The following is a 12684-nucleotide window of genomic DNA, read 5'->3' as shown; positions in this document are numbered from 1 at the left end:
TTGCTTCAATCACTGGACCTGAACAACCGGGAGCACACAATGTGGTATTTCAGCTGGATTCTTGGTATTGGCGTGGCGCTTTCGTTCGGCATAGTCAACGCGCTCTGGCTTGAGTCACGCCAACCGGTTCAGGAAGCGAAGCGCCCTGAACAGAGAAGGACCTGAGCAGAGAGGTCTTGAGTCGGCACGGCGTTCAAGGCGACGTGCGCTCGCGCGGCTTGACTGAGATAACCGCGAGACTGACGCGCTCACCGTCCTGACTAAAAAACAGATGATCGGATAAGGACAGGTGCACGCTCAAGATCGTCGAAGCGCAACCGCTCATGCCGGGCAGGAAGGAGCATCGAATGAGCACCGCCACGCCGCTAGCGCAGACAACAGACGCATTCCCTCTGGAGCGCGGCTATCTGTTTTCAGCTGACGGCGTGGGCCGCAAGATAGACGCAGACTCGGCGACCCGGTGGTTAGCCAATCGCAACGACAACAGCGGCGAATTCATCTGGCTGCACTTTCATGATATTCCCGCCGTGCTGGAGAGTTTGCCGTTGCAACACAGCGTGGCCATGCCCGAGGCTTTCGCCGAAGCCCTCAGGGAAGGCTCCCGTTCAACCCGTATGACGCACGTCCACGACGACGTCATTGCCGTACTCAACGACGTCGAATACGACTTCGGAAGGCAAAAGCCTCTCCAGGTGGCAACGTTATGGCTCAATGTCAGCGATCGCTGCCTGCTCAGCGCGCACGCTCGGCCGCTGCGTTCGGTCAATCAATTGAGACTGGCTGTCGAAGCCGGGCAACCCTTTCGCAGCCCGCTGTCGCTCCTGATCAACCTGCTGGAAGAGCAGGCCGATGTGCTGATCGGGATTGTGCGGTTGGCGGCGAGATCGGCCGATAAGGTGGATGAAACGCTGCTCGCCGGTAAATTGCCGAAGCGTTCGGGCCTCGGCATCATTCGCCGCGATCTGGTCAGCCTGCGCCGCCTGTTGGCGCCGGAGCCCGCCGCGCTCTTTCGCCTCGTCAACCGGCCGCCCAAAGGGGCACGTGACGAAGACATGCAGTCACTGCGGCAATCCGCCGAGGAGTTCTCGCTAAGATTGCGCGACATGAGCAGCCTCGAGGAGCGCATCAAGTTGCTGGAAGCGGAGATTGCCGACCGCGTTGCCGAGCATACCAACAGGAGCGTGTTGATCCTGACCGCCGTCACCGTGATCGCGTTGCCGATCAACCTGATCTCCGGTTTGCTCGGGATGAACGTGGGTGGCCTTCCCTTCAAATACGACACGCACGGATTCTGGATCATCGCCACGATCGCGGTGCTGTTCACCAGCCTCGCAGCGTGGCTGATATTCCGCCCAAGGCGCGATTGATGTTAGATGCCTCGTCATCGCGCATGGCCTCGCCCAACACCAAGCGGGCTCGCAAACCAACGGGAGCAGCCCCTCTTGCGCGGAAGCGCAAAAAAAAAAGCCCGGACGAACCGGGCTCAACACGCTACTCCTTGGGGGTCCCCACCCCCAATACGAACCTTATCGCGGGCCCGCCCGATCATCTTTGTGCTGAATCAAGGCACGCGCTGAACATCATTTGATCAGACCAGTCACACTCCCGACTTCCAGGGCCACGACGGGTACAAGCGCTCGTCGTTTTCCACGCTCTCACGCGAAGCCGATGACGGGTCGCCACTTTCCCGTTCGACATCGCCGGCACCCGGCCGCGCCATCTGCGCGTCGCGAGCCAGAGGCTCCGGCTGTTCCGCATCACTGCTCGTGGCCTCGTCGGCTGCCTCGCTCGCTTCCATCGGTTCCTGACCCGAGCCAAACCACGCGACCGACTCGCGCAGTGTCGCGACATAGTCCTGCCAGCCTTGCGCGTTGCCGGCAAACAGCGCCTGCCGCACCGTACGAGCGAGCTGCTCGCGATCCAGTTCCAATTCAAGCAACGCTTTCGGCCACGAAACAAAACCAGCGGCGACATGCTCGATGAAATCCCGTGAGTTCATCGAGGGCAATACGTGCGTGAGCAACGGTAAGCCCTTGAGCGAATCATTCGCGGCCACCGCCTCGTTCACGGTATGCCTGTCGGCGCCACAAGCCATGAGACGATTGACCGTCTCCAGCACGTCGCCCAGATGAAGCAGCAATGCACGCCGCTCGTACGCATCTTTCACGTTTTCAACTCCCTGCACACAACATCTCTTCGAACCCCGCGCATGTCGGCCCGGGGTGCAAACGAGACAGTCCGAATCACACCACTGGCCACTCGCTCGAGGAACCCTTGTCTGCCCTGCGCAAACGGGCGCATGGTCAAAGAATAGCCGGCTTACTCGGCAGTTCCTCGAACGTCCCGGTTTCCGCGGGGAAATGCTTCTTGAGCAACTCCGTTACCTGCGCGACGCCACTCAGCACGCCAGCCTCGTAGTTACCCCGTCTGAATTCCGCCTCCATTCGCTGGCAGATGGCTTCCCACTCGCCCGGCTTGACCCTCGCATGCACGCCACGGTCGGCAACGATCTCCACATCATGGTCGGCGAGCAGCAGATAGATCAGTATCCCATTGTTGTGCTCCGTATCCCAGACTCGCAATTGGGAAAACACGTCGATCGCACGTTCTCTGGCCGACATGCCCTCCCATAGCGCCGCGATGTGGAGCGTACCTTCGACCGCAAACCGGATCTGCCCCATGTGCGCGCGATGGCTGTCGCGGACGGCTTTCTCGATGGCGCGCAGCACGGGGACCGGAAAGGCCCGGTTCACATGCCAGCGAGTCAGGAACAAATGTCTGACGATGCGCTCGAGGTTCATGGCTACCACCTGCCCGACGCGCCACCGCCGCCAAATCCGCCGCCACCGCCCCGGAAGATCGTGCGGCCCGAGTCGCCGCCGAACCTGCCGGGCTGCCCGCCGATCACGCGAGCGCCGGCGACCGCGCCGAGACCGCTGCCGAGCAGCGTAAACGCGAGCGCAATCACCCCCGCGACGGCGGCGATGAACAGCGCGCCCGACAACATCCAGGCCACGAGCGCAACCGCGCCCCCGGTCACGACGGCGCCGGGCAACCGCCCCAGCAAGACGCGCAACACACCGCCCGCGACGAGCGTCAGCACGAAAAGAACCGGCAGATAATGTGCAAGCTGCGCCGGGCCGCTTGCGCGCTGGTCCGGCGGCGGCAACGGCTCGCCATCGACCACACGCATGATGCTGTCGACGCCGGCGGCGACGCCGCCGTAGTAATCGCCCTGTTTGAACCGCGGAACGATCGTCTCGTTGATGATGCGACTGCTCGTCGCGTCGGTGAGCGCGCCTTCGAGGCCATAGCCGACTTCGATGCGAAGCGTCCGGTCCTCCTTCGCGATGATCAGCAGCACGCCATCATCGATATTCTTGCGGCCCAGCTTCCATTGCTCGACAACGCGAAGCGAATATTGCTCGATGGTTTCCGGCGCGGTGGTCGGCACCATGAGCACCGAGATCTGGCTGCCCTTTTTCGCCTCGAACGCCTGCAAGGTCTGTTCGAGCGATGCGCGTTGAGCGTCGGCGAGCGTGCCCGTCACGTCCGTCACATGCGTGGTCAGGGCCGGAATCGGCGCTTGCGCGCCGGCGCCGGACGACAAAAATGCTGAGAGCACAAATAGCCATGTGCCGGCGACTTTGAGGAAGTTCAATTGGCTGCTCCGCTTGCCGGCGTGGGCGCCGTAGTGAAATCGACCTGCGGCGGCCGAGCGATCTCCGCTTCGTTCGTGACCGAAAAATTGGGCTTTTCCTTGTAGCCGAACACACTGGCCGTCAGATTGGAAGGGAACGACCGAACCGTCGTGTTGTAGTCCTGCACTGCCTTGATGTATCGGTTTCGGGCCACCGCAATGCGGTTTTCGGTGCCTTCGAGTTGTGCCTGCAGGTCCCGAAAGTTCGCGTCAGACTTCAGCTGCGGATACGCCTCGGATACGACGAGCAGCCTCGAGAGCGAACTCGACAGTTGGGCCTGAGCCGATTCGAAACGGGCAAACGCCTGCGGGTCGTTCAGCAGTTCAGGCGTTGCCTGCAAGGATCCGACACGCGCGCGAGCCTCGGTAACGCCGATCAGCACAGACCGCTCCTGGCCAGCAAAACCCTTTACCGTATTCACGAGGTTCGGCACCAGGTCGGCGCGGCGCTGGTATTGGTTGACCACCTCCGACCAGTCTGCCTTTACCTGCTCGTCCTGCCTCTGAATGGCGTTGTAACCGCATCCGGAAACCGCCATGACCATGACAGCCAGCAAACCAAGACATAGGATGCGCATTGAGCCTTCTCCCTGTTTTAATGACCCCGTGGACTGGGCTGATGAATGCAGGCATCGGTGCACGCTACCCGGCGCAAACTCGTGTATCCCTGCAGACCTACAGTATTCGCTGTGAACCTGGCTTCGTTGATCACGGTCAAGCCCATGAGAACTGGCCGGCGCAACGTTATCCTCGGCTATGCAGAGAATTCTCCGGATCGCTCTCCGGGGCAGGTATGAAATCGTGCGAGACCGCGAACAGGCAAGAACAGCACACGAATAACGCCCGCGTGGCTTCGCAGGCGCGGCAAACGATCGGCGCCGGTATCGACTGACGGGTCCAATAGAACCTTGAGGAGGCAGCATGTGGTACGCATGGCTGGAAACACAGCGCAACCTGATGCGCATGCTTGGCGCGTGGAGTCTGCCTGCCGGCGACGGCAGCATGCAAGCGCCCGAGACGCGAGCCGCCGCGGTGGGTTACGACTGGCTCTATCGCCTGATTCAGCCGCCGGCGGAAGCGCCCCGTTTCGACATCCCGACAGTACGCATCGGCGGACGGGACGTTGCGGTCGTCGAGCAGGTGATCGAGCGCACGCCGTTTTGCGCGCTGCGCAAGTTCAGCCGCGCGCCGGACGTCGGGGCGTTCCTGCCGGAGCCGGGCAGCGACGCGCCCGCGGTATTTCTCTGTGCACCGCTCGCGGGCCACCACGCGGTGATGTTGCGCGAAGCCGTTGAAACGCTGCTGCAGGACGGTGACGTGTACGTCACCGACTGGGCGAACGCGCGCGACGTGCCGTTGGACGCCGGGTCGTTCGGACTCGACGACTACGTCCTCGTCATCCAGCAGTTCTTGCGCGCGACGGGAAGCGCCGCGCTGCACATCGTCGCCGTTTGTCAGGCAACGAGCCCCGCGCTAGCGGCCGCCGCGCTGTCGGCAAGCGCCGGCGAGCTGCCCGCGCGCAGCATCACGCTCATGGGCGGTCCGATCGACGCGCGTATCGCTCCAACGCAGATCGGCAAGTTTGCTGGAACCCATTCGCTCGACTGGTTTCGCAACACGGCGATCGACACGGTCCCGCCGCCCCACCCCGGCGCCGGCCGGCGCGTCTATCCCGGGTTCGTCCAGCATGCGGCGTTCGTCGCCGCCAACCCCGACCGGCAATGGGCGCTCGAATCGGGCTACTGGGCCGCCCAGTGTTCGGGCGATCAGCGGGCGAGCGCGAGTGCTTTGCGGCGCCTGAACGAATATGCGGCCGTCCTCGACATGACCGAGGACTACTTTCTCGATTCGATCCGTGTGTCTTTTCAGGAATACTCGCTGGCTCGCGGGACCTGGCAGATCGGCACGCAACCGGTGCGGCCTCAGGATATCGTTTCGACGGCGCTCTGCACGGTCGAAGGCGCACGCGACGACATTACCGGAGCCGGCCAGACACATGCGGCACAGACGCTTTGCAGCGGTATTGCGCCGGCCATGCGGCAAATGCTGACCGTTGAGAATTGTGACCACTACGACCTGTTCACCGGGCCGAAATGGCACGATGTCATTTACCCTGCGCTGACCGCGTTCTGGCGCTCCATCGATTAGCGCGTCGGCTCCGGTTCGTTTTATCGCCGGGTGCTGCCGTGCCGTTCAGGCGCGGGCAGTCCGGCGCGTGGATCGCTAACCGCTATCCGGGTCAACCGTGTTGCTCGACTGGAGACGGACTGCCTGCCACGTGCGCCTCAGGCGCCGCACGGCCGGAAGCGCCCGGCGCGACACCTGGTATCTCCGCCTCCGGCGTGCCTGGTTGCCGCCCTGCGGCCGGCGCCGCGTCGCCAGCCATCACCTGCAGCAAGGTGGCCTGATCGAGCACTTCGCACTCCAAAAGCCGCCTGGCGATGCGGTCCAACTGCTCGCGGCGCTCAGCGAGCGTGCGCGTGACACGTTCATGCGCCTCGGCGAGTGTGCGCCGAACCTCGTCGTCGACCAGCTTCGCCGTGCTCTCGCTGAAGCGCTCGCCGCGCCCGCCCGCCGACGGATAACCCAAGCCGGGATCGCTGCTGTCGAACGTGAAAAGCCCCAATGGTTCGCTCATTCCATAGCGGGTCACCATATGCCGCACCAACGCCGTGGCCCGATCCAGATCGTTCTCGGCGCCGGTCGAGACGTCGCCGAAGACGATCTCCTCCGCCACTCGGCCGCCGAGATACGCGTCGAGCCGGTCCAGCAGTTCGCTTTTGCGCAGCACGTAGCGGTCTTCGGTCGGCACCTGCTGCGTATAGCCGAGCGCGGCGACGCCACGCGGAATGATCGATACCTTCTTGACGGGGTCGCAATGCGGCCGGGTCAGCGCGACCAGCGCGTGTCCCGCTTCGTGGTAGGCAATAGTGATCTTTTCCTGTTCGTTCATCACGCGGCTTCGGCGTTCCATGCCCGTCATCGCACGGTCGATCGCTTCGTCGAAGTCCGCCATGCCTACCGCCGGCTTGTCGAGTTCGGCAGCATGCAAGGCCGCCTCGTTGACCACGTTGGCGAGATCGGCTCCGGCGAAACCGGGCGTGCGTGATGCGATCTCGGCCAGATCGACGTCGGCGGCCAAGGTCACTTTCTTCACGTGGACCTGCAGAATCTGGTGGCGTCCGTTGAGGTCCGGGCGGTCGATCGCGATGTGCCGGTCGAAGCGTCCAGGACGCAGCAATGCCGGATCGAGAATCTCCGGGCGATTGGTCGCCGCCAGAATGATCACGCCGGAATTCGGCTGAAATCCGTCCATCTCGACCAACAGTTGATTCAGCGTTTGCTCGCGTTCGTCGTTGCCGGACGTGACCCCGGCGCCGCGCACTTTGCCCAGCGCATCCAGTTCGTCGATAAAGACGATGCACGGCGCCTTCTTTTGCGCCTGTTCGAACAGGTCGCGCACGCGCGCCGCCCCCACGCCCACGAACATCTCGACGAACGCCGACCCGCTAATCGAAAAGAACGGCACGCCCGCCTCTCCCGCCACGGCTTTCGCGAGCAAGGTCTTGCCGGTACCCGGCGCACCGACGATCAGCACACCCTTCGGAATCTTGCCGCCGAGGCGGCGATAGCGCTCGGCGTTACGCAGAAATTCGACGATCTGTTTCAGTTCGGCTTTCGCTTCGTCAATGCCGGCGATGTCGTCGAACGTAACGTCGGTATCCTGCGCGACGTAGATTCTGGGCTTGCTTTTGCCGATCCCGCTGAAATCGCGCAAACCACCGCCACCGCGCCGCATGAAAACACTCCAGACGGCCGCAAACATCAGGACCGGAAAGATCCAGCCCAGCAATGCCGCCAAGCCCATCTTGTCGGCCACACCGGTATAGCGGACGCCCGAGCCGGCCAGATCCTCGATCAGATGCTCGTCGCTCACCCGCACGGTCGAAAAGCGCCACGGCTCGCCGTTGGCGGCGATTCCGCTTGCGGCGGAGGCCGGCAACAGCGCAGCCGCGCCGGGCATACGGACGCTGCCGGTGATCTGCTCCGTGCCGATTTCCAGATTGTCGAGTTGCCGCGCGACCAGCAGCCGGTGAAAGTCGCTGTACGCGATCGGTTCGATCGGCTGCCGGTACAGGAAGATCTGCGCCAGCAGCAGGAGGACGACGCCGATCGGTATCAGGAAGCCAGTGAAATTGGATTTTTCATTCATCGCGGTTTGCGTCGATCGTCGGTCAGTTGGGGAAAACCGGCCGCGCCTGTCACTTCACCGATGAACGGGCCCAATGGGCACGCAGTAGCCCTTCGTTGTCCCGGTAGCTGATCTCCAGCGTTCCCTGATGCGCATGCAACATCGCCGCGCCGAGCCGGCGAACCAGATGCGGCCCCGTCGTCTGCACGACGATATGCTCCGGGTTTTGCTGGATATCCATGATCCGTTCGAGCGGATGTTCCTTGCTCTCGCCATCCGCCTGGTGATGAAGCAGCGCCAGGACCTCGTCCGCGCGGCTCAGCAAATAGTCACCTTCGAACGTGATTTCTCCAGCCGGCGCCTGCTCGTGGATCCGCTTGCACGCCGGGCATTGCAACTGATGCATCTGCTCGGCCGACATGCGCCACGTCCAGCGGCCGTCGTCATAGATCGCGCCGCAGTCGGGGCAACGCGATGCGCCGGCACTCCGTCCGCGCGGCCGGTAACTGTCGTAGATATGGGCCTGAGGCTGTTTGTCGCGGCGCATCTGTTTGCGCTTCAATCGTGCTTGTATCGCGGTCATTTCGGAACCCCTCGTCATAGAAGTCGCAGTAGTTGCGAACAGGGTAGGAAGGCGCGTAGCGCCCACAGTGTTTCAGATCAAGCGCAGACGTTCCGGCGCGCGCATGCTGCGCCGATGCCATTCATGCGACGACCAGTTGGTCGACCACCCACCGGACGCCCTTGGTGCCCCAGGCGACGCCGCAGGCCACCCGCTTGTCGAGCAGCGAGTCGACCACGCCGGTCAAGCGGACGACGCCATCGTGCACGTCGACCGAAATACCGCCCGACTCATGCCGCGAACGTCGTTGCAATGCATCGGCCACCTGTTTGCTGACGTCGGCGGCGACCGGATCGATTCGTACCTCGATCTGATTGGCCACGCCTACGACCCCTCGCATCCGGCTCACGAGTACTTCGGCCATCTGACGCTGGAAGCCGTAATCCACCTCGCCGGTCAGCGTGACGCAACCGTGTTCCACCAACACCTGGATCGCGTCTCCGGGAAGTCCTTCCTGCCATCGCAACGCCGAGACGATCGCGTCAGCCAGTTCCTCGTCCGTGTGCTTCAGCGGGGACGGCGCGCGAACCACCAGGTCGAGCACCACCGCACGACTGCCGGCCACCCGCTGCACGGCTTTCTGCACGGCGAGTTTCTGGGCGCAACTGTTCACGGAACCTTCGAGCGTGACGATGCGGTTGAGCACCGTGGCGGTGATGGTTCTGGCATCGAGCGCAGGATCCCAAAGCAACTCCTGATCCACGTCATGCTTGAGTTCCAGATCTGATTTCATCGATATCTCCTGCCGCTATGCGCCCTTCGCCGCGCGCGATGCGCGCCGTGAATGCGAAAGAATCCGGGACCGGATGCGTGAACCATAGTCCTGCGCCGGCGACTCCCGATTGACTCAAGTCAAGCACGCCCGGACCACGTCACGCTCATGCGCCGCGTCGCGCCGTTCTGGTTCGGCAGTGACTTCGGGGTTGATGCACATCAACGGCGTCCAAGGTCGCGCGCATATGCTGAAAGAGTCACGGTGAAGCGATGCAGACCGTTTGGTTTGGTGCGCGGCTCGATGCGCGGCACAGTGCGCGGCGAGATCCGCGCCTGCATCACGTCGTGAACACCCGACGCTGTTGAGACCGGCATGGAACGACGACGTCCCCATGCCCATAGGAGGAGACAACATGAACTGGCTGGCCGAATATTTCGCTCAGCGGACTAGCCCGCTGACGCTCGCCCTCTGGGCCTATCCGCCCCTCCTTGTCGGGCCTGAAGGGCCTGTTGCGCCGCCGGCTTACGCTTTGTGCTATCCCGGCGTCCAACTGACTTTCACACCGCCAGAAACCGTCACACACGGAAAGTTTCGCTTCGAGCTACCCGCGCACTACGACACGGCGGAGCCGTTGAGCGCCGCGACACCCGACGCACTGCTCGATGAGCCATCGCTCAAGTTCTTCAAGAACGTTTCGATCTACGCGCCTTCCCGGTTCAACCCCGACTTTCTGGTCACGATCAACGACGTCTATTCATTCGTGCCGGCGTTTTCATCCGATGGCAGTCCGGGCTTCTCCGGCTCCTGCACCGGCCCGTTCGATGAGCCGACCCACGCTTCCCGTTTGAAGCTTCCCTGGATTTTCCAGGGTTTCCTTACGATTTGACGCCCGGCCAGGGCCGACAAGCCCGGCCCATCTCGCCGGCCGCGGCCGACGTTCGCGCCTGGCTCGCGCCTGGTTCACGGTTGGTTCACGTCTGCCGGCATATCGGTATCTGGCCGCCGCAAAGGAGTAGCACATGGACGATCAGCACGTTGTCTGGTTCGAGGAACTGCGGCGCACCGATGTGCCTCGCGTCGGCGGAAAGAATGCTTCGCTCGGTGAAATGGTGGCCAATCTCGGGGCGCGTGGCATTAAAGTGCCACCAGGCTTTGCCGTGACAGCCGACGCGTACCGGCACTTCATCGAAGCGAATGGCCTGACGAACACACTGTCGTCCGTGCTCGCGGAACTGGCTGACGGCAAGATCCCTTTGGCCGAAGCCGGGCAGACTATCCGCCGGGCCATCCTGCGCGGTGAATGGCCCGATGACACGGCTCAAGCCATCCGCCGCGGCTACGCGGAACTGAACCGCCGCGCCGGATCGACCGAGATGGACGTGGCCGTGCGTTCGAGCGCGACCGCCGAGGATTTGCCGGACGCCAGCTTCGCCGGACAGCAGGAAACGTTTCTGAACGTGAGGGGCGAGCGCGCGTTGCTGGAAGCCTGCAGGCGCTGCTATGCATCGCTCTTCACGGACCGCGCGATCAGCTATCGGCAGGCGAAAGGATTCGACCACCTGAAGGTTGCTCTCTCGGTCGGCGTACAACGCATGGTGCGCTCCGACCAGGGTGGAGCTGGCGTGATGTTCTCCATCGACACCGAAACCGGATTCGAGAAGATTGTCCTGATCAACGCGGCCTGGGGCCTCGGCGAAAATGTCGTGCAAGGCACGGTCGATCCCGACGAGTATGAAGTGTTCAAACCGCTTCTGTCCGACCCTAAACTGTCGCCCATCATTGAAAAGAAACGCGGCGGCAAGGGCCTCAAGATGATCTACACGAACGAGAGCGAGCGGCCCACCAAAAACGTGCCGACCTCGAAGGCGGAGCGCGCAGCGTTCGTACTGAACGACGAGGAAATTCTCACCCTGGCGCACTGGGCGTGCACGATCGAAAAGCATTACGGCCAGCCGATGGATATCGAATGGGCCAAAGACGGCAGTACCGACGAAATCTTCATCGTTCAGGCCCGGCCGGAAACTGTCGAGTCGCGCAGGGAGGCCAGTGCCGTCAAGACTTATCACGTCAGAAAGGCGGGCCGCAAGCTCGTATCCGGCGTGAGCATCGGCGAAGCCGTGGCAGCCGGAGCGGTTTGCGTGATCGACAGTCCGCGCGAGGCGGACCGCTTCGTCGACGGATCGATTCTCGTCACGCGAACGACGGACCCCGACTGGGTGCCTCTCATGAGACGTGCTGCCGCGATCGTCACCGATTTCGGCGGGCGTACCTCGCACGCCGCGATCGTGAGCCGGGAACTCGGTCTTCCGGCTATCGTCGGTGCGAGCAATGCGACCCATGTGCTGCACGATGAGCAGAACGTCACCGTTTCATGCGCAGAAGGCCGCGAAGGATTCGTGTACGAAGGCACCGCCGACTATGAGGTCGAGGAAATCAATTTCGACAACATCCCCGCAACGCGCACGAGGATCATGCTGAACCTCGCCAATCCGGCTGCGGCGTTCCGCTGGTGGCGAATCCCCGCCGACGGCGTCGGGTTGGCGCGCATGGAATTCGTGGTCAGCAACCATATCAAGATTCATCCAATGGCCCTTGTCCGCTACGACACGTTAAAAGACGAGGACGCAAAAAAGACCATCGCCGAACTGACCGCCGGCTATGAACCCCGAACCGAGTATTTCGTGGACCGGCTCGCGCGGGGTCTGGGCCGGATTGCCGCCGTTCAATACCCGCATCCCGTGATTGTTCGTATGAGTGACTTCAAAACGAACGAGTACGCCAACCTGATCGGCGGCTCCGAGTTCGAGCCGAAGGAAGAAAACCCGATGCTGGGTTTCCGCGGCGCGTCGCGCTACTACTCGGCGCGCTACCGCGAAGGTTTTGCGCTGGAGTGCCAGGCTATTCGCCGCCTGCGCAACGAAATGGGCTTTGACAACGTGGTTGTCATGATTCCGTTCTGCCGCTCGACGAAAGAAGCCGACCGCGTGCTCGAAGTCATGGCGGAAAACGGGCTGAAACGCGGGGAAGCAGATCTCCAGGTGTATGTGATGTGCGAGATACCGTCCAACGTGATTCTGGCCAAGGCTTTCGCGCAACGCTTCGATGGCTTCTCCATAGGCAGCAACGATCTGACGCAGTTGACCCTGGGCGTGGACCGGGACTCCGTCGAACTCGCCGAACTGTTCGACGAACAGGATGACGCCGTCAGATGGATGATCGAGCGTGTCGTGGCCGAAGCGCACAAGGCGGGCGTGCATATCGGTCTGTGCGGCCAGGCGCCGAGCGACCATCCTGAGTTCGCCGGGTTTCTCGTCGAATGCGGCATTGATTCGATGTCGGTGAGCCCCGATAGCTTCATCGCGGTCAAGCAACGCGTTGCCGCCGCCGAGCAGGCCGCGGTGGCGGCATCGGCGGCATCGGCGCTGCCGGTGATTTCGGCGGCCTAGCCGCTCGCC

At 62.8% G+C, this 12684-nt stretch carries 13 protein-coding genes; 6 read left to right on the top strand and 7 right to left on the bottom strand.

From position 1 onward, the window contains the following. Positions 1-39 precede the first annotated feature (39 nt). Positions 40-165, top strand: a complete 126-nt coding sequence (cydX, locus tag BLW71_RS04620) for a cytochrome bd-I oxidase subunit CydX (protein WP_091800412.1) — start codon at positions 40-42, stop codon at positions 163-165. Between the two features lie 182 nt (positions 166-347). Continuing rightward, entirely contained in the window at positions 348-1367 is a 1020-nt protein-coding gene (locus BLW71_RS04615) for a transporter (protein ID WP_091793596.1), read from the top strand. A gap of 230 nt (positions 1368-1597) precedes the next feature. On the opposite strand, the gene BLW71_RS04610 is transcribed toward BLW71_RS04615, so the two are convergent. The 4 genes from BLW71_RS04610 to BLW71_RS04595 form a co-directional block, all read right to left on the bottom strand. Continuing rightward, positions 1598-2167, bottom strand: coding sequence for a hypothetical protein (locus BLW71_RS04610; RefSeq protein ID WP_177204971.1), 570 nt, complete (start codon positions 2165-2167; stop codon positions 1598-1600). Positions 2168-2303: 136 nt separating this feature from the next. Next, positions 2304-2801, bottom strand: coding sequence for a TPM domain-containing protein (locus BLW71_RS04605; RefSeq protein WP_091793592.1), 498 nt, complete (start codon positions 2799-2801; stop codon positions 2304-2306). 2 nt (positions 2802-2803) lie between these two features. Beyond that, complete coding sequence (locus BLW71_RS04600) at positions 2804-3661, bottom strand: TPM domain-containing protein (protein WP_091793590.1); 858 nt, start codon at positions 3659-3661, stop codon at positions 2804-2806. Then, positions 3658-4278 carry a LemA family protein gene (locus BLW71_RS04595; protein ID WP_091793588.1) on the bottom strand — a complete coding sequence of 207 codons (621 nt, stop codon included), beginning with the start codon at positions 4276-4278 and terminating at the stop codon, positions 3658-3660. Before BLW71_RS04595 ends, BLW71_RS04600 begins: the two co-directional genes overlap by 4 nt. 41 nt (positions 4279-4319) lie before the next feature. Here BLW71_RS04595 and BLW71_RS40730 point away from each other — a divergent pair, with 41 nt between their 5' ends. Together BLW71_RS40730 and phaZ are read left to right on the top strand one after the other, a co-directional pair. Further along, positions 4320-4592 carry a hypothetical protein gene (locus BLW71_RS40730; RefSeq protein ID WP_143048301.1) on the top strand — a complete coding sequence of 91 codons (273 nt, stop codon included), beginning with the start codon at positions 4320-4322 and terminating at the stop codon, positions 4590-4592. A gap of 29 nt (positions 4593-4621) precedes the next feature. Further along, a complete protein-coding gene (gene phaZ / locus BLW71_RS04590) occupies positions 4622-5848 on the top strand; it encodes a polyhydroxyalkanoate depolymerase (RefSeq protein WP_091793586.1) in 1227 nt (408 codons plus the stop codon). A 91-nt stretch (positions 5849-5939) separates the two neighbouring features. Here the strand turns inward: phaZ and ftsH are convergent, their stop codons facing one another. The 3 genes from ftsH to BLW71_RS04575 all read right to left on the bottom strand — a co-directional run bounded on the left by ftsH (position 5940) and on the right by BLW71_RS04575 (position 9247). Further along, on the bottom strand, positions 5940-7913 hold the full coding sequence (gene ftsH, locus BLW71_RS04585) for an ATP-dependent zinc metalloprotease FtsH (RefSeq protein ID WP_091793584.1): 1974 nt from the start codon (positions 7911-7913) through the stop codon (positions 5940-5942). A 49-nt stretch (positions 7914-7962) separates the two neighbouring features. Then, the gene (locus BLW71_RS04580) at positions 7963-8475 is read right to left on the bottom strand and encodes a BCAM0308 family protein (protein WP_091793582.1); all 513 of its coding nucleotides are present in this window, start codon (positions 8473-8475) and stop codon (positions 7963-7965) included. Positions 8476-8596: 121 nt separating this feature from the next. After that, entirely contained in the window at positions 8597-9247 is a 651-nt protein-coding gene (locus tag BLW71_RS04575) for a BON domain-containing protein (RefSeq protein WP_091793580.1), read from the bottom strand. 394 nt (positions 9248-9641) lie between these two features. Here BLW71_RS04575 and BLW71_RS04570 point away from each other — a divergent pair, with 394 nt between their 5' ends. After that, positions 9642-10115 (top strand): hypothetical protein, encoded by a 474-nt coding sequence (locus tag BLW71_RS04570; RefSeq protein ID WP_091793578.1) that lies wholly within the window; start codon positions 9642-9644, stop codon positions 10113-10115. A gap of 133 nt (positions 10116-10248) precedes the next feature. Next, positions 10249-12675, top strand: coding sequence for a phosphoenolpyruvate synthase (gene ppsA / locus BLW71_RS04565; RefSeq protein ID WP_091793575.1), 2427 nt, complete (start codon positions 10249-10251; stop codon positions 12673-12675). Positions 12676-12684: the final 9 nt, after the last annotated feature.

This window comes from Burkholderia sp. WP9 (assembly GCF_900104795.1).
Classification (GTDB): domain Bacteria; phylum Pseudomonadota; class Gammaproteobacteria; order Burkholderiales; family Burkholderiaceae; genus Paraburkholderia.
This window is presented reverse-complemented; position numbering and strand designations above follow the sequence as displayed.

What these genes read in the sequence shown, in the direction of transcription:
- cydX (WP_091800412.1), top strand. Translation starts at nt 40, where the DNA reads ATGTGGTATTTCAGCTGGATTCTTGGTATTGGCGTGGCGCTTTCGTTC.
- BLW71_RS04615 (WP_091793596.1), top strand. Translation starts at nt 348, where the DNA reads ATGAGCACCGCCACGCCGCTAGCGCAGACAACAGACGCATTCCCTCTG.
- BLW71_RS04605 (WP_091793592.1), bottom strand. Translation starts at nt 2,801, where the DNA reads ATGAACCTCGAGCGCATCGTCAGACATTTGTTCCTGACTCGCTGGCAT.
- BLW71_RS04595 (WP_091793588.1), bottom strand. Translation starts at nt 4,278, where the DNA reads ATGCGCATCCTATGTCTTGGTTTGCTGGCTGTCATGGTCATGGCGGTT.
- BLW71_RS40730 (WP_143048301.1), top strand. Translation starts at nt 4,320, where the DNA reads ATGAATGCAGGCATCGGTGCACGCTACCCGGCGCAAACTCGTGTATCC.
- phaZ (WP_091793586.1), top strand. Translation starts at nt 4,622, where the DNA reads ATGTGGTACGCATGGCTGGAAACACAGCGCAACCTGATGCGCATGCTT.
- ftsH (WP_091793584.1), bottom strand. Translation starts at nt 7,913, where the DNA reads ATGAATGAAAAATCCAATTTCACTGGCTTCCTGATACCGATCGGCGTC.
- BLW71_RS04580 (WP_091793582.1), bottom strand. Translation starts at nt 8,475, where the DNA reads ATGACCGCGATACAAGCACGATTGAAGCGCAAACAGATGCGCCGCGAC.
- BLW71_RS04575 (WP_091793580.1), bottom strand. Translation starts at nt 9,247, where the DNA reads ATGAAATCAGATCTGGAACTCAAGCATGACGTGGATCAGGAGTTGCTT.
- BLW71_RS04570 (WP_091793578.1), top strand. Translation starts at nt 9,642, where the DNA reads ATGAACTGGCTGGCCGAATATTTCGCTCAGCGGACTAGCCCGCTGACG.
- ppsA (WP_091793575.1), top strand. Translation starts at nt 10,249, where the DNA reads ATGGACGATCAGCACGTTGTCTGGTTCGAGGAACTGCGGCGCACCGAT.